Origin of the sequence: Streptomyces dysideae (genome assembly GCF_001514305.1) — a bacterium.
GTDB lineage: Bacteria > Actinomycetota > Actinomycetes > Streptomycetales > Streptomycetaceae > Streptomyces > Streptomyces dysideae.
This window is the reverse complement of the sequence record NZ_KQ949090.1, coordinates 40,320-64,274: the sequence shown is the minus strand read 5'-3', so window position 1 is coordinate 64,274 and position 23,955 is coordinate 40,320. Positions and strand designations below refer to the sequence as shown.

20 protein-coding genes and 1 pseudogene are annotated in these 23,955 nt (G+C 70.2%); 5 read left to right on the top strand and 16 right to left on the bottom strand.

Annotated features, from left to right (window positions below; translation table 11 throughout):
* Nucleotides 1-92 precede the first annotated feature (92 nt).
* Together AQJ91_RS24190 and AQJ91_RS24185 are read left to right on the top strand one after the other, a co-directional pair.
* Nucleotides 93-908 carry a peptidylprolyl isomerase gene (locus AQJ91_RS24190; RefSeq protein ID WP_067025584.1) on the top strand — a complete coding sequence of 272 codons (816 nt, stop codon included), beginning with the start codon at nucleotides 93-95 and terminating at the stop codon, nucleotides 906-908.
* Nucleotides 909-1,043: 135 nt separating this feature from the next.
* Nucleotides 1,044-2,273, top strand: a complete 1,230-nt coding sequence (locus AQJ91_RS24185; protein WP_067025581.1) for a DUF349 domain-containing protein — start codon at nucleotides 1,044-1,046, stop codon at nucleotides 2,271-2,273.
* A 58-nt stretch (nucleotides 2,274-2,331) separates the two neighbouring features.
* Here AQJ91_RS24185 and relA read toward each other — a convergent pair whose 3' ends face one another.
* The 15 genes from relA to pgsA form a co-directional block, all read right to left on the bottom strand.
* A complete protein-coding gene (relA, locus tag AQJ91_RS24180) occupies nucleotides 2,332-4,875 on the bottom strand; it encodes a GTP pyrophosphokinase (protein ID WP_067025578.1) in 2,544 nt (847 codons plus the stop codon).
* A 768-nt stretch (nucleotides 4,876-5,643) separates the two neighbouring features.
* Entirely contained in the window at nucleotides 5,644-6,192 is a 549-nt protein-coding gene (locus AQJ91_RS24175; protein ID WP_067025575.1) for an adenine phosphoribosyltransferase, read from the bottom strand.
* On the bottom strand, nucleotides 6,189-7,301 hold the full coding sequence (secF, locus tag AQJ91_RS24170) for a protein translocase subunit SecF (RefSeq protein ID WP_067025572.1): 1,113 nt from the start codon (nucleotides 7,299-7,301) through the stop codon (nucleotides 6,189-6,191). The genes AQJ91_RS24175 and secF overlap by 4 nt, the downstream gene beginning before the upstream one ends.
* A gap of 1 nt (nucleotide 7,302) precedes the next feature.
* Complete coding sequence (gene secD / locus AQJ91_RS24165; RefSeq protein ID WP_067025568.1) at nucleotides 7,303-9,036, bottom strand: protein translocase subunit SecD; 1,734 nt, start codon at nucleotides 9,034-9,036, stop codon at nucleotides 7,303-7,305.
* A 133-nt stretch (nucleotides 9,037-9,169) separates the two neighbouring features.
* On the bottom strand, nucleotides 9,170-9,664 hold the full coding sequence (yajC, locus tag AQJ91_RS24160) for a preprotein translocase subunit YajC (protein ID WP_067025565.1): 495 nt from the start codon (nucleotides 9,662-9,664) through the stop codon (nucleotides 9,170-9,172).
* 175 nt (nucleotides 9,665-9,839) lie between these two features.
* Nucleotides 9,840-10,910, bottom strand: a complete 1,071-nt coding sequence (ruvB, locus tag AQJ91_RS24155; protein ID WP_067025562.1) for a Holliday junction branch migration DNA helicase RuvB — start codon at nucleotides 10,908-10,910, stop codon at nucleotides 9,840-9,842.
* A gap of 61 nt (nucleotides 10,911-10,971) precedes the next feature.
* Nucleotides 10,972-11,577, bottom strand: coding sequence for a Holliday junction branch migration protein RuvA (ruvA, locus tag AQJ91_RS24150; RefSeq protein WP_067025559.1), 606 nt, complete (start codon nucleotides 11,575-11,577; stop codon nucleotides 10,972-10,974).
* A complete protein-coding gene (gene ruvC / locus AQJ91_RS24145) occupies nucleotides 11,574-12,149 on the bottom strand; it encodes a crossover junction endodeoxyribonuclease RuvC (protein ID WP_067025556.1) in 576 nt (191 codons plus the stop codon). The genes ruvA and ruvC overlap by 4 nt, the downstream gene beginning before the upstream one ends.
* Before the next feature lie 147 nt (nucleotides 12,150-12,296).
* Nucleotides 12,297-13,049 (bottom strand): YebC/PmpR family DNA-binding transcriptional regulator, encoded by a 753-nt coding sequence (locus AQJ91_RS24140; protein WP_067025553.1) that lies wholly within the window; start codon nucleotides 13,047-13,049, stop codon nucleotides 12,297-12,299.
* 49 nt (nucleotides 13,050-13,098) lie between these two features.
* Entirely contained in the window at nucleotides 13,099-13,710 is a 612-nt protein-coding gene (gene pdxT / locus AQJ91_RS24135; RefSeq protein ID WP_067025550.1) for a pyridoxal 5'-phosphate synthase glutaminase subunit PdxT, read from the bottom strand.
* 7 nt (nucleotides 13,711-13,717) lie between these two features.
* Nucleotides 13,718-14,629: a pyridoxal 5'-phosphate synthase lyase subunit PdxS gene (gene pdxS, locus AQJ91_RS24130; RefSeq protein ID WP_067025547.1), complete on the bottom strand. Its 912-nt coding sequence runs from the start codon at nucleotides 14,627-14,629 to the stop codon at nucleotides 13,718-13,720.
* Between the two features lie 125 nt (nucleotides 14,630-14,754).
* On the bottom strand, nucleotides 14,755-15,297 hold the full coding sequence (locus AQJ91_RS24125; protein ID WP_067025544.1) for a LemA family protein: 543 nt from the start codon (nucleotides 15,295-15,297) through the stop codon (nucleotides 14,755-14,757).
* Between the two features lie 204 nt (nucleotides 15,298-15,501).
* Complete coding sequence (locus AQJ91_RS24120; RefSeq protein ID WP_067025540.1) at nucleotides 15,502-16,671, bottom strand: glycosyltransferase family 4 protein; 1,170 nt, start codon at nucleotides 16,669-16,671, stop codon at nucleotides 15,502-15,504.
* Entirely contained in the window at nucleotides 16,668-17,588 is a 921-nt protein-coding gene (locus AQJ91_RS24115; protein WP_067025537.1) for a phosphatidylinositol mannoside acyltransferase, read from the bottom strand. The genes AQJ91_RS24120 and AQJ91_RS24115 overlap by 4 nt, the downstream gene beginning before the upstream one ends.
* On the bottom strand, nucleotides 17,585-18,316 hold the full coding sequence (gene pgsA / locus AQJ91_RS24110) for a phosphatidylinositol phosphate synthase (RefSeq protein WP_079085162.1): 732 nt from the start codon (nucleotides 18,314-18,316) through the stop codon (nucleotides 17,585-17,587). Before pgsA ends, AQJ91_RS24115 begins: the two co-directional genes overlap by 4 nt.
* Nucleotides 18,317-18,566: 250 nt before the next feature.
* Between pgsA and AQJ91_RS24105 the strand changes: the two genes are divergently transcribed.
* Nucleotides 18,567-20,774 (top strand): elongation factor G-like protein EF-G2, encoded by a 2,208-nt coding sequence (locus AQJ91_RS24105; RefSeq protein WP_067025530.1) that lies wholly within the window; start codon nucleotides 18,567-18,569, stop codon nucleotides 20,772-20,774.
* A gap of 183 nt (nucleotides 20,775-20,957) precedes the next feature.
* Nucleotides 20,958-22,613, top strand: coding sequence for a hypothetical protein (locus AQJ91_RS24100; protein ID WP_067025526.1), 1,656 nt, complete (start codon nucleotides 20,958-20,960; stop codon nucleotides 22,611-22,613).
* A 43-nt stretch (nucleotides 22,614-22,656) separates the two neighbouring features.
* On the opposite strand, the gene AQJ91_RS24095 is transcribed toward AQJ91_RS24100, so the two are convergent.
* The gene (locus tag AQJ91_RS24095; RefSeq protein WP_067025523.1) at nucleotides 22,657-23,214 is read right to left on the bottom strand and encodes an HIT family protein; all 558 of its coding nucleotides are present in this window, start codon (nucleotides 23,212-23,214) and stop codon (nucleotides 22,657-22,659) included.
* Nucleotides 23,215-23,281: 67 nt separating this feature from the next.
* Here AQJ91_RS24095 and AQJ91_RS24090 point away from each other — a divergent pair.
* Nucleotides 23,282-23,948, top strand: a pseudogene (locus AQJ91_RS24090) (potassium channel family protein).
* The last annotated feature ends 7 nt before the right edge of the window (nucleotides 23,949-23,955 follow it).

Below are 23,955 nucleotides of genomic sequence, written 5' to 3'. Positions count from 1 at the left end.
AACCCATATACGGTACGGGGCACACGCAGGCGGTCGGCCCACTGGACGCACGCGTACCGGTCGACACACAAGACGCATGAGGAGAGAACCCGGTGGTCAGCCAGGAACAGCGGCGGCGTCAGCTCGCCCGGGAGAAGTTCTTGCGGCAGCAGCAGCGGCGCACCGACGCCAGGCGCAAAGCGCGCATGCGCAACTCGGTGATCGCGTCGGTGCTCGGCATCGTCATCGTGGGCAGTTTCGCGCTGTACACGACGGACGTCCTCAAGGGCGACGACAAGGCCAACGCCGGCAACGAGGTCACGCCGAGCGCGGAGGCGACCAGCAAGGCTCCGGACCCGTGCGAGAAGCCCGCGGACGGGAAGGTCGAGACGGCGACCTGGAAGAAGGAGCCGGCGGTCACCATCGACAAGTCGGCGAAGTACACGATGAAGCTCGAGACGACCTGCGGTGACATAGAGATGGCGCTGAAGCCTTCGGCGGCGCCGCGCACCGTGAACTCGTTCGACTTCCTCGCGGGCAAGGGCTACTTCGACCACACGAAGTGCCACCGCCTCACCACGAACGGCATCTACGTGCTGCAGTGCGGCGATCCGTCGGGCACCGGCAGTGGCAGCCCGGGGTACTCGATCCCGGACGAGAACCTGAAGGACAAGAGCCTCAAGGACAACATCTACCCGGCGGGCACGGTCGCGATGGCGAACGCCGGACCGAACACCGGCGGCAGCCAGTTCTTCCTGGTCTACCAGGACAGTCAGCTGCCGCCGAGCTACACACCGTTCGGTACCGTTTCCGAATCCGGCATGGAGGTCCTGAAGAAGATCGCCGCCGCTGGTGAGAGCACCGGCGCGGGCGACGGGGCGCCGAACGCGACGGTCGTGATCAACAAGGCGACCGTCACGAAATCCTGACCCCCAACTGCGGAATTTCGGTCGCGCGGGATGCGGACAGGCAACCCGCCGGTCGCCTATGTTGGCCGTGACGAAACTGTGGACGATGCCCGGGGGTGCTGAAGCCCCACGCAGGCATCATGTGGAGGAGGCGCTGTGAGCAGCGACCCGTGGGGCCGCGTCGACGAGACGGGGACCGTGTACGTGCGTACGGCCGACGGCGAGCAGGTCGTCGGTTCCTGGCAGGCCGGCTCCCCTGAGGAGGCGCTGGCCTACTTCGAGCGCAAGTACGAGGGCCTGGTTGTCGAGATCGGCCTCCTCGAGAAGCGAGTGAAGACCACCGACCTGTCGGCGAAGGACGCGCAGGCCGCCATCGACCACATCCGCGAGCAGGTCGACGCACACCACGCGGTCGGCGATCTGGACGCGCTCAGGGTCCGGCTGGACAAGCTCGTGGAGACCGTCGAGAAGCGCCGTGAGGAGCGCAAGCAGCAGCGGGCGAAGCAGTCCGACGAGGCGCGCCACGCCAAGGAGGCTCTGGTCGTGGAGGCGGAGGAGCTGGCGCAGTCCGACCAGTGGCGGGCCGCCGGTGAGCGGCTGCGCGCGCTGGTGGACACCTGGAAGGGTCTGCCGCGGCTCGACCGCAAGTCGGACGACGAGCTGTGGCACCGCTTCTCGCACGCCCGGTCGGCGTTCTCCAAGCGCCGCAAGGCGCACTTCGCGTCGCTGGACGCGCAGCGCGAGGAGGCCCGCAAGACCAAGGAACGGCTGGTCGGCGAGGCCGAGTCGCTGTCCGGTTCGACGGACTGGGGTCCGACGGCCGCGCGCTACCGCGAGCTGATGGCGGAGTGGAAGGCCGCGGGCCGCGCCCAGCGCGAGCACGAGGACGACCTGTGGAACCGCTTCCGCGGCGCCCAGGACATCTTCTTCGCCGCCCGCAGCTCGGTCTTCGCCGAGCGGGACGCCGAGCAGTCCGAGAACCTGAAGCTGAAGGAGGAGCTGGCCGAGGAGGCCGAGAGGCTCCTGCCGATCGGCGACCTGAAGGGCACGCGGGCCGCCTTCCGCTCGATCAACGAGCGCTGGGAGGCCATCGGCCACGTCCCGCGGGACGCCCGCCCGAAGGTCGAGGGCCGGATGCACGCCGTGGAGCGGGCCATCCAGGAGGCCGAGGAGACCGAGTGGCGCCGGACCAACCCGGAGGCACGCGCGCGTGCCGAGGGTCTGACCGGTCAGCTCCAGGCCGCCGTGGACAAGCTGAAGGGCCAGATCGAGCAGGCGCGCGCCCAGGGCAACAACGCCAGGGCCGACAAGCTCGAGAAGGAGCTGGAGGGCCGGCAGGCACTGCTGGACCAGGCGCTGAAGGGTCTGCACGAGTTCGGCGGCTGACGCTGCTGCGGACACACAGAGGGGGCGCCCTCGGGCGCCCCCTCTGTCATGTGTGTGCTTACGCGCGGCTGCGCGCCGACGTCACGCGGTAGACGTCGTAGACGCCCTCCACTCCCCTGACCGCCTTCAGGACGTGCCCGAGGTGCTTCGGGTCGCCCATCTCGAAGGTGAAGCGGGAGGTGGCGACGCGGTCGCGGGAGGTCTGGACGGCCGCGGAGAGGATGTTGACGTGCTGGTCGGACAGGACGCGGGTGACGTCCGACAGGAGGCGGGAACGGTCCAGGGCCTCGACCTGGATGGCGACCAGGAAGACCGACGACTGGGTGGGCGCCCATTCGACTTCGAGGATGCGCTCGGGCTCGCGGGACAGTGACTCCACGTTCACACAGTCGCTGCGGTGAACCGATACGCCACTACCGCGGGTGACGAAGCCGATGATCGGGTCGCCGGGTACGGGCGTACAGCAGCGGGCCAGCTTGACCCACACGTCGTCGACGCCCTTGACCACTACGCCGGGGTCCTGGCTGCTGCGCCGCTTGCGGCCACGGCCGCGGGCGGGCGGCACGGACTCGTCGATCTCCTCGGTGGCGGCCTCCTCGCCGCCGAGGGCCTGGACGAGCTTCTGTACGACGTTCTGCGCGGCTACATGGCCCTCGCCGATCGCGGCGTACAGGGACGAGATGTCGGGGTAGCGCATCTCGTGGGCCAGCGTGACGAGGGAGTCGCCGGTGAGGATGCGCTGGATCGGCAGGTTCTGTTTGCGCATCGCGCGGGCGATGGCGTCCTTGCCCTGCTCGATGGCCTCGTCGCGGCGCTCCTTGGAGAACCAGGCCCGGATCTTGTTGCGGGCGCGCGGCGACTTCACGAAGCCGAGCCAGTCGCGGGAGGGGCCCGCGCCGGACGCCTTGGAGGTGAAGACCTCCACCAGGTCGCCGTTGTCCAGGGTCGATTCGAGCGGTACGAGACGGCCGTTGACCCGCGCACCTATGGTGCGGTGACCGACCTCGGTGTGGACGGCGTAGGCGAAGTCGACGGGGGTGGCCCCGGCCGGCAGCGCTATGACGTCGCCCTTGGGGGTGAAGACGAAGACCTCGTTGCGGGACAGGTCGAAGCGCAGGGACTCCAGGAACTCGCCCGGGTCCTCGGTCTCCTTCTGCCAGTCGAGCAGCTGGCGCAGCCACGCCATGTCGTTGAGGTGGTCGTCCTTGCCCTTGCCGGACGACTTGGGCGCGTCGCTGCGGACCTTGGAGGCGCCGGCGACGGCTTCCTGCTTGTACTTCCAGTGCGCGGCGATGCCGTACTCGGCGCGGCGGTGCATGTCGAACGTTCGGATCTGGAGTTCGACCGGCTTGCCGTTGGGGCCGATGACCGTCGTGTGCAGCGACTGGTACATGTTGAACTTGGGCATCGCGATGTAGTCCTTGAACCGGCCGGGGACCGGGTTCCATCGCGCGTGCACGGTACCGAGGGCGGCGTAACAGTCGCGAACCGTGTCGACAAGTACACGAATACCCACCAGGTCGTAGATCTCCGCGAAGTCACGGCCGCGGACGATCATCTTCTGGTAGACGCTGTAGTAGTGCTTCGGTCTGCCGGTGACGGTCGCCTTGATGCGGGCGGCGCGCAGGTCCTGCTGGACCTCGTCGGTCACTATGGCCAGGTACTCGTCACGCTTCGGCGCCCGCTCGGCCACCAGCCGTACGATCTCGTCGTACATCTTGGGGTAGAGGATCGCGAAGGCGAGGTCCTCCAGCTCCCACTTGATGGTGTTCATGCCGAGGCGGTGGGCGAGGGGCGCGTAGATCTCGAGGGTCTCGCGCGCCTTCTTCTCCTGCTTCTCGCGCTTGAGGTAGCGCATGGTGCGCATGTTGTGCAGGCGGTCGGCGAGCTTGATGACCAGGACGCGCGGATCCTTGGCCATGGCGACGACCATCTTGCGTACGGTCTCGGCCTGCGCGGCCTCGCCGAACTTGACCTTGTCCAGCTTGGTGACGCCGTCGACGAGCAGGGCGACGCTGTCGCCGAAGTCGCGGCGGAGCTGGTCGAGGCCGTACTCGGTGTCCTCGACGGTGTCGTGCAGGAGGCCCGCCATCAGGGTGGCCGGATCCATGCCCAGCTCGGCGAGGATGGTGGTGACGGCGAGCGGGTGCGTGATGTACGGGTCGCCGCTCTTGCGCTTCTGGCCGCGGTGCCAGCGCTCGGCGACCTGGTACGCCTTCTCGATCTGGCGGAGGGTCGCGGTCTCGATCTTCGGGTCGTTGCTGCGCACTATCCGCAGCAGCGGCTCCAGGACCGGGTTGTACGGGTTGGAGCGCTGGACGCCGAGGCGGGCGAGGCGGGCGCGGACGCGGTTGGAGGAGCCGGAGCGCGGGGGCTGGCCGGCGGGCTGGCGGACCGTGGGTGGCTGGGGCGCGGGGCGCTCGGGCGGAGCGGGCTTGGGGCGCGACTCCTCTGCCGACTTGCCGACGGGCGCGGACTGGGCGTGCTCGACCGGCCCGCGGGCGTCGTTCTTCGCGGTCGACGCGTTCGGCGCGGGCTTCGCCGCGGGCGCCGAGGCGGACTCGGGCTTTGCGGCGGTCAGGTGCTGGGCCTCGTCTGGCAAGAGGGCTCCTCGTGCGCGATCCGGGTCCCCCGGTCAGGCTCCGGAGATCCCATGGTAGCGATCCTGCGCCCCAGGATCGCCTTCAGGCCGATGTGAGGGCCGTCTACCGGAGAAACGCGAGGGGCTGCCGTCGGGATTCCTCCGGGCTGTCGTGGCGGTGTCCTGGGGGTGGCGCGCAGCTTTCGCAGGCCTGTCACGTGGTTTGCCTTCGGTGTGCGGGGCAGGGGGACGGCGTGGTGGCGTCCCGCGAGGTGGTGCAGGTGCGGAATTCATGATTCCGCCGATCAGTGAGGCGGCGTGGTCGGCTTCCCGCCGGGTCGCGGCGCTGATGCCTGCGAGGTACGCCGACCAGGCCTTCGGCGCGGCTCCGAGCGAAGCCGCGCGGTCCACGGGGGCTACGACGCCGCGGTGGGACGCCGCGAACTCCCACCGGGCCTTGGCATACCTCTCGCCGGTGGCGTCCGGTCAGCACAGCTGCGTGCCCGTCGCCCCGGCGCGCCGAGCGGAGCCGCTCGGTCCGCATGGCTGCACCGCGCCACGGGACGCCGCCCGCCCGCGAGCGGACGCGCACCTTGCGCCGGGGCTTCTTCCGGGGCCACAGCCCGTACGGGCGTGCACGGCGACGTTCGGCTCTCTCTCGCCCCGCGTACGTGGTCGCCGTATACCTCCACACCTCGTGCCACGTCACGCGCAGCCACCGTAAGTCCCGCCCGGACACACGCATGCCGCGCGCCTCGTGGAGAGGCGCGCGGCATGGGAGCGGGTCGTTCAGATGGTGAGCAGGGACTCCAGCGGGGCCCCGGCCAGGGACGGTTCCAGGCGGGCCCGGCCGCCGAGGAAGCCGAGCTCCATGAGGACGGCGAGGCCCGCGACCTCGGCGCCCGCCCTGCGGATCAGCTGGAGGGAGGCCTCCGCCGTGCCGCCGGTGGCGAGGACGTCGTCGATGACCAGGACGCGGTCGCCGGCTGTCAGGTCCTCGGCGTGGACCTCGATCTCCGCCGAGCCGTACTCCAGGTCGTACGCCTGGCTGAGGGTGGCTCCGGGGAGCTTGCCCGCCTTGCGTACGGGGATGAAGCCGACGCCTGCGCGGACGGCGACCGGGGCGCCGAGGATGAAGCCGCGGGCCTCCAGGCCGACGATCTTCGTGGCGCCGGTGCCGCCGGCGATCTCGGCCAGCGCGTCGGTCAGCGCCGTGAACGCCGCCGGGTCCGCCAGGAGCGGGGTGATGTCCTTGAACATCACTCCCGGCTCCGGGTAGTCGGCTACGTCACGGATACGGCTGAGCAGCAGTGTCGTGATGTCTGTGAGCTCGGTCATCGGCGCTTCCCCGACGGTCGGCCACGGCCCCGACCGCGGGACGCGGGCTGGCTGCGCGGGCCGACGACCGCGGCTGCGTCCTCCGGCTCGTCGTCGAGCGGCTCGTCGGTGACCGGGGCGTCCAGGGCCTCGCCCTTCGTCGCGGCCTGCGCCCGCTTGGCGAGCACCCGCTTCCTCAGCGCCTTCATCTGCGGCTCGGCCTCCTTGAGGTCGGCGACCAGCGGTGTGGCGATGAAGATCGAGGAGTACGCACCGGCCGCGAGGCCGACGAACAGCGACAGCGAGATGTCGTTGAGCATGCCCGCGCCGAGGAAACCGCCACCGATGAACAGCAGGCCCGCCACCGGCAGCAGCGCGACCACCGTGGTGTTGATGGAGCGGACCAGGGTGCTGTTGATGGAGCGGTTGGCGATGTCGCTGTAGGTCCAGCGGGTCTGCTTGGTGATGTCCTTGGTCTGCTCCTTGAGGCTGTCGAAGACGACGACCGTGTCGTAGAGCGAGTAACCGAGGATGGTCAGCAGACCGATCACCGTGCCTGGCGTGACCTCGAAGCCGACGAGGGCGTAGATGCCGACGGTGATGGTGATGTCGTGGATCAGGGCGACGAACGCGGCGACCGCCATACGCCACTCGAACGCGATCGCCAGATAGATCACCACGAGGACCAGGAAGATGCCGAGGCCCTGCCAGGCCTTGTTGGCGATCTGCTCACCCCAGCTGGGGCCGACCAGCTCACCGGTGACGTCCTTCTCCGCGACGTTCAGATCGTCGGCCAGCTGTGCCGAGACACGGTCGGCCTGGCTGGTCTCGATGCCCGAGACCTGGATGCGCAGGGAGCCGTTGCCGAGCTTCTGGACGATCGCGTCGTGGCCGGAGGCCTCTTCCGCGTACTCCTGTGCCTGGGACACCGAGACGCTGGTCTTCGGGGTGGTGAAGACGGCTCCGCCCTGGAACTCGATGCCCATGTTCAGGCCGCGCACCGCCAGGCCGACGATGGCCGTGATGGTGATCAGGATCGAGATGCCGTACCAGATCTTGCGGTTGCCGACGAAGTCGTAGCCGACCTCGCCACGGTGCAGTCGGGCGCCGAGGTTGCCGAGCTTCGACATCTCACGCCTCCTTGGTCTCGACGGGGGCGGAGGGACGGCGAGTGCGGCGCAACGGAGGCTTGGCACCCAGGCGCTGGGGATCGAGGCCGGACCAGCTGTGGCCGCTCGCGAAGAACTTGCTGCGGCCCAGGATCGTCAGCAGCGGCTTGGTGAACAGGAACACCACGACCACGTCGAGCAGGGTGGTCAGGCCGAGCGTGAACGCGAAGCCCTGGACCTTGCCGACGGTGACGACGAACAGCACCGCTGCGGCGAGGAACGACACGAAGTCGGAGACCAGGATGGTGCGCCGGGCGCGCGGCCAGGCCCGCTCGACGGCGGGGCGGAGGGTGCGGCCCTCGCGGATCTCGTCACGGACGCGTTCGAAGTACACGATGAACGAGTCCGCCGTGATGCCGATCGCGACGATGGCGCCGCACACGGCCGGCAGGTTCAGCGCGAAGCCGATGGCCGGGCCGAGCAGCGACATGAGCAGGTAGGTGAGGGCCGCGGAGACCAACAGCGAGGCGATGGCGATGAGCGCCAGGCCGCGGTAGTAGACCAGCAGGTAGATGACGACCAGGGCGAGACCGATCGCACCCGCGATCAGACCGGCCTTGAGCTGCTCACCGCCGAGCGCGGCGGTCACCGTGGTGACGCTGTCCTCGCGGAAGGTCAGCGGCAGGGCGCCGTACGACAGCATGTTGGCCAGGCTCTGGGCCGACTCCTGGTTGAAGTTGCCGGAGATCTCGGCGTTGCCGCCGGTCAGCGCCTGGCTGACGGACGGGTCGGAGACGACCTCGCCGTCGAGGACGATGGCGAACTGGTTCTGCGGCTGCTGGTTCTGGGCCAGCTTGCCGGTGATGTCGGCGAACTTCTTGGCGCCCTTGTTCGTGAACTCCATGGTGACGGTCCAGCCGGCGCCGGTCGTCTGGTTGATGACGGCCTGAGCCTTCTCGACGTCGGTGCCGTCGACCTCCGCGGGGCCGAGGATGTACTTCTGCCACTGGTCCTGGGCGTTCTTGCCGCAGGCCACGGTCGGGTCAGCGGGCTTGGCGCCCTTGCCTGCCTGGGCACGGGCCTTCTCGTCGGCGCAGTTGAGGGCGACGTACTCCGCTTCCAGCTTGCCGGTCGCCGCGTCGCCGGAGGGGCTGCCGCTCGGGGACGGGGAGGCGCTGGTGGACGGCGTGGCGTCGGCCTTCAGGGCGTCGGTGACCGCACGGCCCTGCGAGGTCGGGGTCTCCGACGGGGTGGCGGAGGGGGACGGTGAGGAGGTCGCCTTGTCGGTGGCCTTGTCCGAGCCGCTGCCGGAGGCACTCGGCGACGGGCTGGGCGTCACGGCGGCGCCGGAGACCTCGGTGGCGATCACCGGGCGGAAGTAGAGCTTGGCCGTGGTGCCGACCTGGTCGCGCGCTTCCTTGGAGTTCGTGCCCTTGGGGATGTTGACGATGATGTTGCTGTCGCCCTGGGTCTGAACCTCGGACTCCGAGACACCGAGACCATTGACACGGCGTTCCATGATCTCGACCGCGGTGTCCATGTTGGTCTTGTTGATCGCGGATTCCTGGCCGGCCTCGGGGACCGCCTTGAGCGTGATGCTCGTACCACCGGCCAGGTCGATGCCGAGACGCGGCGTGGTCTCACCGGAGGCGAACATCCCCGCGGTGAGTCCCACGATGGCGATCAGGATGAGGGCCAGCGAGCGCCATGGCTTGCTCTGGGCGCTCGCGCTCCGGCCCTTCTTAGGTGCTGCCACCTTCTCGTACTCCCTCTCGGGCCGCCTCGCGCCGGGTCTGCGGGCGGGCGGCCATGACATGGTGTCGGGATCCCGTGCGAGATCAGCATGTCCCGGGGTACGCGGGTGTGCCCCGCATCACCCCGGGACGTGACTACTTCGCGTCGGAGTCGCCGTCGGTCTTCTTCGGCTCGTCGTCCGTCTTCGCCTCGGCGGCCGGGACCTCCTCGGAGGGCTCCTCGGCCTCGTCCTTCTTGCCGAGGTCGACGGCCTTCTCGTCGGAAGCGGCGGCAGCGTCGGCGGACTCGTCGGGCTCGGTGAGGGAGGAGGCGTCGTCCGGGACGACGTCGGACTTCAGGTCGTGCTCGATGCCGTGCACGATGCGGTTGTACTCGTCGTCGGAGAGGACGGCACCGATCGCGTTCTTGGCGAAGAGGAGGTCCACGCCCGGGCCGGCGTCAAGGAGGACCGTGTCCTCGTTGACCTCCTTGACCGTCGCGTACATGCCCCCGATGGTGCGGACGCCGCTGCCGGGCTGCATGTCGTTCCGCATTTGCGCGGCCTGCTGCTGCTTCTTCTTGGCCGAGCGGGTCATCAGGAACATGGCCCCGATGAGCACGATGAACGGGAGGAGGGTCACGAGACTCACGGGTCGGAACTTCCTTCACACGACCGCGATGGTGAGCGGCCTGATGGTTGGGGGTATGTGTGCCGCCTACAAAGGCGGCATCGGCGGAGTCTAAGCGAGTCCGCGCGCATGGAACAACGCTCAGCATGGCACCGGGGTTCCTGGTCCGGCCAATGCCTTCGCCGTCATGGCGCCGTCACGCCCCGAACAGGTCCTGTTGTCCGTTTCCCGCCGTTGACGAGCGGGGCGGGGTGAGGCCGAGATGCGCCCATGCGGCGGGGGTGCCGACACGGCCGCGCGGGGTGCGTGCCAGCAGGCCCTCCCGTACGAGGAAGGGCTCGGCGACCTCTTCGACGGTCTCGCGCTCCTCCCCCACCGCGACGGCGAGCGTGGACAGGCCCACGGGTCCGCCGCCGAACAGCTTGAGCAGGGCCTCCAGGACGGCGCGGTCGAGGCGGTCCAGGCCCCGGGCGTCGACCTCGTAGACCGCGAGGGCGGCCTGTGCGATGCCGCGTGTGATGATGCCGTCCGCCTTGACCTGCGCGTAGTCGCGCACCCGGCGCAGCAGGCGGTTGGCGATGCGGGGCGTCCCGCGGGAGCGGCCGGCGATCTCGGCGGCGCCGTCGGCCTCGATCTCGACGTCGAGCAGGTTCGCGGAACGGTGGATGACACGTTCCAACTCGACGGGTTCGTAGAACTCCATGTGGGCGGTGAAGCCGAAGCGGTCGCGCAGCGGGGGCGGCAGCAGGCCCGCGCGCGTGGTGGCGCCGACCAGGGTGAACGGGGGCAGCTCCAGGGGGATGGCGGTGGCCCCCGGTCCCTTGCCGACGATGACGTCGACGCGGAAGTCCTCCATCGCCATGTACAGCATCTCCTCGGCGGGCCGGGACATGCGGTGGATCTCGTCGAGGAAGAGGACCTCGCCCTCCTGGAGGGAGGAGAGGATCGCGGCGAGGTCACCGGCGTGCTGGATGGCGGGGCCGCTGGTGATGCGGATCGGGGCGCCCATCTCGGCCGCGATGATCATCGAGAGGGTGGTCTTGCCGAGGCCGGGGGCGCCGGAGAGCAGCACATGGTCGGCGGTGGCGCCCCGCGCGCGTGCGGCGCGCAGGACGAGGTCGAGCTGCTCGCGGACCTTCTCCTGGCCGATGAACTCGTCCAGGTCCTTGGGGCGCAGGGCGGCCTCGACGGCCTGGTCCTCACGGTCGGCGACAGAGCCCACCAGCCGCTCTCCGGCGGGGGTGTCGGTCGTGTCGTCCCAGTTCATGGAGTGTGCCTCGAGGTCTCTTGGTGGCGCGGGCGGGTCGGTGGGTTCGGCCTGGGGCGGGTCAGCGGGCCCGGTTCAGGGTCTGCAGGGCCGCTCTCAGCAGGTGGCCCACCTGGGGTGTGCCCTCGGCGGCCTCGGCCTGGGGAGCCACCGCGGCGACGGCCTCGTCGGCCTCGCGGGTCGCGTAGCCGAGGCCGATCAGGGCGGCGTGCAGCTGGTCGCGCCAGCCGCTGGTGACGGCCGTACCGACGGCGGGGGCGCCGAGGGGTTCGCCGAGGCGGTCCTTCAGCTCGATGAGCAGCTTCTGGGCGCCCTTCTTGCCGATGCCGGGGACGGCGGTGAGCGCCTTCTCGTCGCCGGTGGAGACGGCCCGGCGCAGCGTGTCCGGAGTATGGACCGCCAGCATGGCCTGGGCCAGGCGGGGGCCGACGCCGCTGGCGGTCTGGAGCAGTTCGAAGGTCTGGCGCTCGTCGTCGTCGGCGAAGCCGTACAGGGTCAGCGAGTCCTCGCGGACGACCAGGGACGTGGCCAGCTTGGTCTGCTGGCCCATGCGCAGCCCGGAGAGCGTGTTGGGCGTGCACTGGACGGCGATGCCGATGCCGCCCACCTCGACCACCGCGGAGTCGGGGGCGAGGGCGGCGACCGGGCCGCTGACGAAGGCGATCATGCGGTACGGCCTTTCGATGCGTGCGAAGTCTTCGCTGCGTGCTGGGCGACGGCCTGCTGCAGCCGGTTCTGGGCGACAGCCTGCTGGAGGCGGCTCTGGGCGGGGGCGCGCCAGATGTGGCAGATGGCGAGCGCGAGGGCGTCGGCGGCGTCGGCCGGCTTGGGAGGTGCGTCGAGCCGGAGCAGACGCGTGATCATGGCGCCCACCTGTGCCTTGTCGGCGCGGCCACCGCCGGTGACGGCGGCCTTGACCTCGCTGGGGGTGTGCAGGGCGACGGGGATGCCGCGGCGGGCGGCGCACAGCATGGCGACGGCGCCGGCCTGGGCGGTGCCCATCACCGTACGGACGTTGTGCTGGCTGAACACCCGCTCCACGGCGACGAATTCGGGCCGGTGTTCGTCCAGCCACGCCTCGACGCCCTGCTCGATCGCGACGAGGCGCAGCCCCAACTCGGCGTCCGCGGGTGTCCGTACGACACCGACGCCGAGCATCGTCAACGGTCGTCCGGGAACGCCCTCGACGACACCGACACCGCACCGGGTCAGTCCGGGGTCCACCCCCAGTACACGCACGCGCCGCTCCCTTCGATCTCCCCCAGCTACCGCTGGCAGGTGCCCCCAGTTTGTGCAGGCTATCCGGTACCACTGACAAAGCGACGGGCCGACGGGGTGTGTCCCGTCGGCCCGTTGAGCCTTGAGTCCGCCGAACTCGCGGCAGCGCTAGGCGTCGACCTTCTCCATGATCTCGTCGCTGACATCGAAGTTGGCGAAGACGTTCTGCACGTCGTCGCTGTCCTCGAGCGCGTCGATCAGCTTGAAGATCTTCTTGGCGCCCTCCTCGTCCAGCTCGACCTGCATGGTCGGGACGAAGTTGGCCTCAGCGGAGTCGTAGTCGATCCCGGCGTCCTGCAGGGCCGTGCGGACGGCGACCAGGTCGGTGGCCTCGCTGAGCACCTCGAAGGACTCGCCCAGGTCGTTGACCTCCTCGGCGCCCGCGTCCAGGACGGCGGTGAGGACGTCGTCCTCGGCCAGCTCGCCCTTGGGGACGATGACGACGCCCTTGCGGTTGAAGAGGTACGACACCGAGCCCGGGTCGGCCATGGAGCCGCCGTTGCGGGTCATCGCGACGCGGACGTCGGAGGCGGCGCGGTTGCGGTTGTCGGTGAGGCACTCGATGAGCACCGCGACGCCGTTCGGGCCGTAGCCCTCGTACATGATCGTCTCGTAGTCGGCGCCACCGGCCTCGAGGCCGCCACCGCGCTTGATCGCGGAGTCGATGTTCTTGTTCGGGACCGACGACTTCTTCGCCTTCTGCACGGCGTCGTAGAGTGTCGGGTTGCCGTCGAGGTCCACGCCGCCCATGCGCGCCGCGACCTCGATGTTCTTGATCAGCTTCGCGAAGAGCTTGCCGCGCTTGGCATCGATCACGGCCTTCTTGTGCTTCGTCGTGGCCCATTTAGAGTGGCCGGACATCTGCCTGTCTCCTTCGCGTAACCCATCTCTACAACGAACGCCTGAGATCCTACAAGGACTCCGCCGTCCGGTTGGCGCGCACCATGTCGACGAACAGGGAGTGCACGCGGTGGTCGCCGGTCAGTTCCGGATGGAACGACGTGGCGAGCGCGTTGCCCTGGCGGACCGCGACGATGTGGCCGTCGTGTTCGGCGAGCACCTCGGTCTCGGCGCCGACGGACTCGACCCAGGGGGCGCGGATGAAAACACCCTCCACAGGATCGCCGTCCACGCCCTTGATGTCGACCGCCGCCTCGAAGGACTCGTTCTGACGTCCGAAGGCGTTGCGGCGCACGATCATGTCGATGCCGCCGATCGTCTCCTGGCCCGAGCGCGGGTCGAGGATCTTGTCGGCGAGCATGATCATGCCCGCGCAGGTGCCGTAGACGGGCATGCCGCCCTGCACGCGCGCGCGTAGCGGCTCCATGACGCCGAAGAGGACGGCCAGCTTGGAGATGGTCGTGGACTCGCCGCCGGGGATGACGAGGCCGTCGACCTCGGCGAGTTCCTCGGGGCGCCGCACCGGCCTGGCCACGGCGTCGGCCGCGGCCAGGGCGATGAGGTGCTCCCGTACGTCGCCCTGGAGGGCCAGGACTCCTATGACAGGGGCTTCGTGGCTCATGAGGTGGTTACCAGCCGCGGTTGGCGTAGCGCTCGGCCTCGGGGAGGGTGTCGCAGTTGATGCCGACCATGGCCTCGCCGAGGTTGCGGGACGCGTCCGCGATGATCTTCGGGTCGTCGTAGAAGGTGGTCGCCTTGACGATGGCGGCGGCGCGCTTGGCCGGGTCGCCGGACTTGAAGATGCCGGAGCCGACGAACACGCCCTCGGCGCCGAGCTGGCGCATCAGGGCCGCGTCGGCGGGGGTGGCGACGCCACCCGCGGAGAACAGGACCACCGGGAGCTTGCCGAGCTCGGAGACCTCCCTGACGAGCTCGTACGGGGCGCGCAGCTCCTTGGCCGCGGCGTACAGCTCGTTGTTGTCGAAGCCGCGCAGCTTGGCGATCTCGTTCTTGATCTGGCGCAGGTGGCGGACGGCCTCGACGACGTTGCCGGTGCCGGCCTCGCCCTTGGAGCGGATCATGGCGGCGCCCTCGGCGATACGGCGCAGGGCCTCACCGAGGTTGGTGGCACCGCAGACGAAGGGGGTGGTGAACGCCCACTTGTCGGAGTGGTTGACCTCGTCGGCCGGGGTGAGGACCTCGGACTCGTCGATGTAGTCGACGCCGAGGGACTGCAGGACCTGGGCCTCGACGAAGTGGCCGATACGGGACTTGGCCATGACCGGGATCGAGACGGCGTCGATGATGCCTTCGATCATGTCCGGGTCGGACATCCGGGCGACGCCGCCGTCCTTGCGGATGTCGGCGGGGACCCGCTCCAGGGCCATGACGGCGACGGCGCCCGCATCCTCGGCGATCTTCGCCTGCTCCGGCGTGACGACGTCCATGATCACGCCGCCCTTGAGCTGCTCGGCCATGCCGCGCTTCACGCGCGCGGTGCCGGTCTCGGGGGTCTGGTTTTCGGAGAGCGTGCTGGACACGGGTGACCTCACTGAAGTGAAAGAGGGTTTCTGCAGCCTTGAGGAAACGGGAGAGATGGGGGCCACTTCAAGGGCCAATGGGGAGGCGGTGGATCGTTTTCGGGGCGCGCCCCTCCGCACGGTGCCTAGGCCGCGCGGTCCCCGAGGGCGGCCGGCGGTTCGTCGTCCATCTCGAAGGCCATCGGGAACGGCGCGTGTCCGGCCAGCCGGAACCAGCGCACCTTGCGGTGCCGCCGCAGGGCCCGGGCCGCGCGTACGGCGTCGTTGTGGAAGCGCCGGGCCATCGGTACTCGGCGGACCGCCTCGGTCAGTTCGCGGGCGGCCTCCTCGCCCCCGGGTGCCTCGCCTACGGCCTCCACCTGCGCGGACTCGGCGAACACCGCCCGCAGGGCCTGGCTCAGGTCGCTCTCGGCGACCTCCCGCTGCTCATCCTCTGCCTGCCTGGCGGCGTGCGCGGCCTCGTACAGGACGATCGAGGCGGCCGGATCGAGTACGCCCGAGGTGGCCAGTTCCTGGGTCACCGAGGCGCGGCGCAGCAACTGCGCGTCCAGCGCGGCCCGTGCCGCGTCGATCCGGGCGTGCAGCCGGTCGAGGCGGCCCGCGGTCCAGCTGAGGTAGAGGCCGATCGCGATGAGCGCGACGAGGATCCAGATGAGGGTTGCGGTCACGGGCGGCAAGGCTACCGGGGCGCTCCGCTGGGGTGGCCGGGTGTCGTGCGGGGCGTTGGTGTGGCCGCCGTCTCCGGGGGCTGCCGCCCCCAGACCCCCGCTTCGGCCTGAACGGCCTCGTCCTCAAAACGCCGGGCGGGCTGAGATTGCCTGGACCGGCGTCGAGAAGCAGGGGTAGGGCACGAAAGAGGCGCCCCTGCTCCGTCAGTCCCGTGCCAGCCCCAACCGTGCCCGCAGACCCGCCGGCCGCTCGTCGTCCGCCGCTGCCACCGCCGCCGCGCCCGCCGTCACCGTCTCGTACACGGAGAGGATGTCCTCGCCGACCGTCGACCAGTCGAACCGGCGTACGTGCGTGCTGCCGCGCTCGCGCAGTTCCGTGCGGCGGGCCGGGTCCTCCAGGAGCCGTACCGCCGCCTCGGCGAGCGCGTCCGCGTCCTCGTTGGCGAACAGTTCGCCCGCCGCGCCCTGGTCCAGCACCTGCGCGAAGGCGTCCAGGTCCGAGGCCAGCACCGGTGCCCCCGCCGACATCGCCTCGACCAGGATGATCCCGAAGCTCTCGCCGCCGGTGTTGGGGGCCACGTACAGGTCGACGCTGCGCAGGAAGCGCGCCTTGTCCTCGTCGCTGACCATGCCGAGGAACTCCACGCGCGCGCGCAGTTCCTCGGGCAGGCTCTCCACCGCCTCCTCCTCGTCGCCGCGGCCGGCCACCAGCAGCCGGGTCTGCGGGCGGGCCGCGAGGATCTTCGGGAGGGCCTTCATCAGCACCGGCAGGCCCTTGCGGGGTTCGTCGATGCGGCCGATGAAGCCGATCGTGTCGCCCTGCCACTCGGGCTTGGGATCCGCCTTGGCGAAGAAGTCGACGTCGACACCGTTGGGGATGACGACCGCGTCGCCGCCGAGGTGTTCGACCAGCGTGCGGCGGGCGTACTCGCTCACCGCGATGCGCGCGCTGATCTTCTCCAGGGCGGCCTGAAGGATCGAGTACGCGGCGATCATCGCCCGGGAGCGCGGGTTCGAGGTGTGGAAGGTGGCCACGATCGGGCCCTGCGCGGCCCAGCAGGTCAGCAGGCCCAGCGAGGGCGACGTCGGCTCGTGGATGTGGATGACGTCGAACTCGCCGTCGTGCAGCCAGCGGCGCACCCGGGCGGCGCTCAGGAAGCCGAAGTTCAGGCGGGCCACCGAGCCGTTGTACGGCACCGGGACCGCCCGGCCGGCCGAGACGACGTACGGCGGGAGCGGGGTGTCGTCGTCGGCAGGGGCGAGGACGGACACCTGGTGGCCGAGGCGGATGAAGTACTCGGCGAGGTCGCGGATGTGGAACTGGACGCCGCCCGGCACGTCCCAGGAGTACGGGCAGACGATGCCGATCCTCACGCGGTCCCCCCGGCGGGAGGACGCGCGGGATCGAGATCCTTGAGCCACAAGCGCTGCAGCATGTGCCAGTCCTCCGGGTGGTCGGCGATCCCCGTGGCGAAGGCATCGGCCAGCGCCTGTGTCATGACAGACGTCTTCTCGGCCCGGGTACCTGCCTCGGGTACCTCGACCGGAGGATGGACACGCCCCCTCATGGTGGGCGAGTCGTCGTACCAGAGCGTCACCGGGAGCAGCAGCGCACCGGTCTGCTGGGCCAGCAGAGCGGGTCCCGCGGGCATCCGGGTGGCCTCGCCGAAGAACTCGACCTCGACGCCGGCGGCGGACAGGTCGCGCTCGGCGACCAGGCAGACCAGGCCGCCGTCACGGAGCCGCCGGGCCAGCGTGCCGAAGGCGGTGCCGCCGCTGTGCGGCAGGACCTCCATGCCGAGGCCCTCGCGGTAGGCGACGAAGCGGTCGTAGAGCGTCTCGGGCTTGAGGCGCTCGGCGACCGTGGTGAACGGCGTCTGGAGCTTGGTGGTGACCCACGCGCCGGCGAGGTCCCAGTTGGCCATGTGCGGCAGCGCGAGGATGACGCCCCGGCCGGAGGCCAGGCCGTCGGTCAGATGGTGCAGGTCCTTCGCGACGAAGCCGCCCCTGATGCGCTCGGCGCTCCAGGCGGGCAGCCGGAAGGACTCCATCCAGTAGCGCAGATACGAGCGCATGCCCGCGCGTGAGAGCTCGGCGAGGCGCTCCGGGGTCGCGTCGGGCAGCACGCGCGCGTAGTTGCTCTCCAGCCGCTGGACGCCCTTACCACGGCGCTTCCAGGCGAGGTCGGCGATGGCCCGGCCGAGCCGTACGGCGACCGGTTCGGGGAGCTTCTTCACGGTGCCCCAGCCCAGGCCGTACAGCGCGTCCGTAAGGCGCTCCTGGGCGCTCACTTCGCCGCCTCACTCCCCTGGGTCTCCGGCCGGTCCGCCGCGGCCTCCGCCTCCGCCGACTCCCGGCGGACGGTGACGACACGCTGGATCAGCGTGACCAGGCTGCCGACCGCGACGATCCACAGCGCGACGGGCAGCAGGTACTGGATGCCCGGCACACCGAACGCGTGCAGGCCCGCGAGCCCGGCCGCGACCAGGGAGATCACCAGCCGCTCGGCCCGCTCCACGAGGCCGTTGACGGCGACCGGCAGGCCGATCGATTCGCCACGTGCCTTGGTGTACGACACCACCTGGCCGCTGGCCAGGCAGAAGATCGAGACGGCGCACAGGACGAGGTCGTCGCCGCCACCGGCGTACCAGAGGATGAACCCGCCGAAGATCGCGCCGTCGGCGACCCGGTCGAGCGTGGAGTCCAGGAAGGCGCCCCAACGGCTGGAGCGGCCGAGCTGGCGCGCCATGTTGCCGTCGACGAGGTCGGAGAACACGAACAGCGTGATCACGACCGTGCCCCAGAAGAACTCCCCCATGGGGTAGAAGACCAGCGCGCCCGCGACCACACCGGCGGTACCGATGAGAGTGACCGTGTCGGGGCTCACGCCCCGCCGGATGAGAAACGCGGCGAACGGTGTGAGGACACGCGTGAAGAATGCACGCGCGTACTTGTTCAGCATGGCCTTCCCGAGGGTCGGTGTCGCCGCGCGGCCCCTGCTGGCCACCGGCTGGCCCATCGTAGCCACGCGCGCGCGTGGCTGACGGCCGGGCACCCGGCGCACATGTCATGGCCCGACGGCATACGGGTCACGGCCCGGTCGCGGGCCGCCCGGCCCAGCCGGGCGGGCACGATCACGTCCGCCGTATGGACGCACCGTGACGGGAGTGGAAAGCTCGAAGAACCGCGGGCGTCACCGGAGCCGCCACCGCACGCGGATCCGTACGTCCGCGCCCACAGTGACCTCACCGTGCACGGGAGGCAGGATCATGGGCGACAAGGCGAACGCACACCCCGGAGCCGCCGGCAGGGCTACAGCGGCCGACCACCCCGCGTCCGTACGGAATGTGGTGCTGGTCGGCCACAGCGGATCGGGCAAGACGACTCTGGTGGAGGCTCTCGCGCTGACGGCGGGAGCGGTGAACCGGGCGGGCCGGGTGGAGGACGGCGGCACCGTCTCGGACTACGACGACATCGAGCACCGGCAGCAACGCTCGGTACAGCTCTCCCTGGTGCCGGTCGAATGGGACGGCATCAAGGTCAACCTCCTCGACACCCCCGGATACGCCGACTTCGTCGGGGAACTGAGGGCCGGTCTGCGAGCGGCGGACGCGGCCCTCTTCGTCGTCTCGGCGTCCGACGGCGTGGACGGCTCGACCCGCATGGTGTGGGAGGAGTGCGCGGCCGTCGGCATGCCGCGCGCGATCGTCGTCACGCATCTGGAGGCGGCCAGGGCGGACTACGACGAGATGGCGCGGATCTGCGCGGAGGCCTTCGGCTCGGACGACCCCGACGCCGTGCTCCCGCTGTATCTGCCGTTGCACGGCCCGCAGGGCCCCGACGGGCACGCGCCCGTGACCGGGCTGATCGGGCTGCTCTCGCAGAAGCTGTTCGACTACTCCTCCGGTGAGCGCAAGGAGTCCGAACCGGGCGAGGACCAGCTGCCGCTGATCGAGGAGGCCCGCAACCGGCTGATCGAGGGGATCATCGCGGAGAGCGAGGACGAGACCCTCATGGACCGCTACCTCGGCGGCGAGCAGGTCGACGTCAAGACGCTGATCGAGGACCTGGAGCGAGCCGTGGCACACGGCGTCTTCTTCCCGGTCCTGGCCGCCGCGCCCGCGGCCGAGGGCTCCCGCCAGGGGCTCGGCACCATCGAGCTGCTGGAGCTGGTCACCCGCGGCTTCCCGACCCCGCTGGAACGCGAGGCACCCCGGGTCACCACGGTCGACGGCAAGCCGCGCGAGCTGAAGCTGTGCGATCCGAACGGGCCGCTGGTCGCCGAGGTCGTGAAGACGGCCTCCGACCCGTACGTCGGCCGGGTCTCGCTGGTCCGGGTCTTCTCCGGCACCCTGCGCCCCGACGAGACGGTGCACGTCTCCGGGCACGGGCTCGCGGACCGCGGGCACGAGGACCGTGCCCTCCACGAAGCAGACGAGCGGATCGGCGCCCTGTCGAGGCCGTTCGGCAAGCAGCAGCGGGTGCTCACCCACGCCATCGCGGGCGACCTCGCGTGCGTGGCGAAGCTGAACCGCGCCGAGACCGGCGACACCCTGTCCGCGAAGGACGACCCGCTCCTGATGGAGCCCTGGCAGATGCCCGACCCGCTGCTGCCGCTCGCCATCCAGGCGCACAGCAAGGCGGACGAGGACAAGCTGTCGCAGGGCCTGTCCCGGCTGGTCGCCGAGGACCCGACGATGCGGCTCGAACAGAACCAGGACACCCATCAGGTGGTCCTGTGGTGCCTGGGCGAGGCGCACGCCGACGTCGCGCTGGAGCGGCTGCGCAGCCGCTACGGCGTCCAGGTCGACGTCGTGCCGCACAAGGTCTCCCTCCGGGAGACGTTCGCGGACAAGTCCGGCGGCCGCGGCCGGCATGTGAAGCAGTCCGGCGGACACGGCCAGTACGCCATCTGCGAGATCGAGGTGGAGCCGCTGCCGGGCGGCTCGGGCATCGAGTTCGTGGACAAGGTCGTCGGCGGCGCGGTGCCACGCCAGTTCATCCCCTCGGTCGAGAAGGGCGTCAGGGCCCAGGCCGCCAAGGGAGTCGCGGCGGGCCATCCGCTGATCGACATCCGGGTCACGCTGCTCGACGGCAAGGCGCACTCGGTGGACTCCTCCGACGCCGCGTTCCAGACGGCCGGCGCGCTCGCGCTGCGGGAGGCCGCGGCCGACACGAGGATCCATCTGCTGGAGCCGGTGGCCGAGGTGAGCGTCCTGGTCGGCGACGACTACGTGGGCGCCGTGATGAGTGACCTGTCCGGGCGGCGCGGCCGCGTCCTGGGCACCGAGCAGACCAGCGGCGGCCGCACGCTCATCAAGGCCGAGGTGCCCGAGATCGAGATCGGCCGGTACACCGTCGACCTGCGGTCCCTGTCGCACGGCACCGCACGCTTCAGCCGTTCGTACGCGCGGCACGAGCCGATGCCGCCGCAGATCGCCGAAAGGATCCGTGAAGAGGCGCGCGACGCCTCGTAGTTGGCGCCGGGCGCCACCAAGTGGCTTTTGTGGAACGCTCCCCTCCGCGTCGGCGGGCGGCTTCGGCCGTCCGCCGACGAATGTCGGTGGCGGCGGATACGCTGATCACTTGATCAACAGGTGTGCGAAGCAAGGAAGTCGGGAAAGCCGCAGGAGCAGGAGCGGCGGCGATCGGGGGCGGGAATGACCGTTGACAGCGGTTACGCGGACATCTTCGGTCCGCAGGTGCCGCGAACGGGCCACGAGGGACAGACGGCGACGTTCGCGCTGGCCTCGGCGGCCTATCGGGACAACAAGGTCCAGGACATCAAGAAGGCCGACAACGACTGGCACCAGTCGGCGGTCAAGGACGGCAGGATCAAGCTGTTCGAGCCCAACCTCGGCGAGGCGTTCTCCCGTGCCGTGGTGGACCGCATGATCGGTCCCGGCCGGAAACCGCTCATCCAGTCCTTCGGCGCCGAGCCACAGGTCGTCGTCGAGCACTGCCTGGCGGCGAACAACATCCGCAAGGAGCGCGACAACCGCCTGTCGATCGTCATGGTGCTGTCCGGTCTGATCTTCCTGCCCGGACTCATCGGCTGGCTGCTCGTCTACATCCTTCGCAGCACCATGGCCAAACGCGACGACAAGCGGGCCGGCACACTCGCCACCGCCCTTCTCGTCGCGGCGGGCGCGCTGGCCGTGATCTTCCTGATCCGCATGCCGTTCACCGGATTCTGGGCCTGGTACGCGCGCGCCTGTGTGGTCGCGCCCGTACTCGGCTGGTTCGTGGCCAAGCAGATCTGCGAGCGCACGGCGAAGGACCTGCGGGAGCGCTGGGACAGCCTGCTGGCCGGCAGCAGCGTCGGCGCGAAGGTCCCGGAGGCGGTGCCGAGCAGCCCCGGCGAGACCGCGGCCGAGCAGCTGCGCCAGTCCCTGGCCAAGCTCAGCGCCGAGCAGCAGTCCAACTCCGTGTTCTACGCCGGTCCCAAGGGCGTACTCGGCATGGGCACCCGCTGGGGCAGCTGGCAGCTCGCCGAGGACCTGGTCTCGGCCCACGCGGACCGGGAGATCCACCCGTTCCGCAGCTGGGACGTCATCCGTTCCATCCACGACCAGCTGCGCATGCTGGAGCGCGGTCCGCTGAACACCGGCGGTTTCCCGAAGGCCTCGATACGGCACTGGATCGTCACGCCGATCGCCGAGGGCGCCGGTGCGGTCTCCCGGCCGGAGGGCACGGACGTCGAGGCGTACCAGGTCAAGTCGCACGCCATACAGGACATCTGCAACAAGCAGCAGTTCGGCAGCGGTGACCGGCACTACCTGGGCGTCCAGTGGACGCTCTGGGACGGCCAGTTGATCATCACGATGCTGATCACGGTGACCGTGCTGCACGAGACGCTGCGCATCGAGGTCACCGGGCATGCGCTGGGCCCGGTGAACGGTCTGTTCACCTCAAAGCCGGAGGCGCCGACCAAGGAGGTCACCAAGTCGCTCAAGCCGTGGGAGACCCGCAAGGTGAAGCTTCCGCTGGTCAACAGCGACGAGGTGGTACGGCTGGCGGTCCGCGCGCCGATCACCTGGTATCCGCCGCTGCTGAACTGGCTCGGCGGGTCGATAACCCTGCCGGAACCCTTCGGGCTGCGGCACGCGTGGGCGGACCAGCCGTGGCGGCACCGGTTCATGGCCGACGACGCACTGCGGGCGGCCACGCCGGTGCTGCGGGTGGTGCACGCTGCGGCGATCAAGGTGCTGGACGAGAACGGCGTCGACACCGAGAAGTTCGGGGCGCGGTCGGCGTTCCTCAGTGGGGCTGTGCAGGATCCGACGCCGAGGAAGGCGGACGTGTACGACGCGTGACTCCGGGTGCCCTCACCCCGGCGAGGGCACCCAGGGCTCCGGCTTACGCCGGCCAGGCCTCCGCCAGCATCTTCCGGGTGTCCGCCAGCAGCTGCGGCAGCACCCTCGTGTGGCCGACCACCGGCATGAAGTTCGTGTCACCGCCCCAGCGCGGGACGATGTGCTGGTGGAGATGAGCGGCGATACCGGCGCCGGCGACCGTGCCCTGGTTCATGCCGATGTTGAAGCCGTGGGCGCCGGAGGCCGTGCGCAGCGCCTTCATCGCCTGCTTGGTCAGGGCGGCCAGCTCGATGGTCTCCGGCTCCGTGAGGTCCGTGTAGTCAGCCACGTGACGGTAGGGCACGACCATCAGGTGGCCGCCGTTGTACGGGTACAGGTTCAGCACCGCGTAGACCTGCTCGCCGCGCCGCACGATCAGCCCGTCCTCGTCGGACTTGGCCGGCAGTGAGCAGAAGGGGCAGCCGTCGTCGGCTCCGGGGCCGGTCGGCTTGTTCTCACCCTGGATGTAGGCCATCCGGTGGGGCGTCCACAGACGCTGGAAAGCGTCCTGGATCCCCACTCCCCACTGCTGCTCCGGCTCACTCGTCATGCAATGCAGCATATGGCTTCGCCCGTTCGCGGCGTGTCGCCGGGGTTCCGGGAAAAGCCCCCCGGGCCAGGCTGAGGCAATGAACGACGACAGCCGCAGGACCAGCCGGGAGCGACACTCCGAGGTACCGCTCGCCGTGGCGTCGCTGGTGTATCTCGCCTCCTACGCGGTCCGCGTCCTGGGCCACGACGACCTGCCGGACGGCTGGCTGGACCTCTGCCTCGCGCTGCTGCTCGCCGCATGGGCCGTGTTCGCCGCCGACTATGCGGTGCGCTGGCGGCTGAGCGGACTGCGGCTGGGTTTCGTACGGACGCACTGGCTGGACACCGCGGTGCTGGTGCTGGTGCTGGTGCTGGTGCTGCCGCTGCGGGTCGTGAAGGTGTACCGAGGCCGTGCGCCGCCGGCACGGGCAGCCTCGGCTCGCCCTGCACGCGCGCGTGATCGTCTACGCCGGACTGTCCACCGCGCTGCTCGGCTTCGTGGGCGCCCTCGCCGTCTACCAGCAGGAGCGCGGGGCCCCTCGATCGACCATGGAGACCTTCGGCGACGCCGTGTGGTGGACCTGCGCGACCCTCGCCACCGTCGGCTACGGCGACATCGTCCCCGTCACGCCCCTCGGGCGGTTGATCGCGGTCGGGGTGATGGCCGTAGGACTGGCGCTGCTCGGCACCGTGACCGGGACCTTCGCCTCGTGGCAGCTCCAGGTGTTCGCGCGGGAGGACGACGAGAGGCCCCCGGAGAGCTGAACTCCCC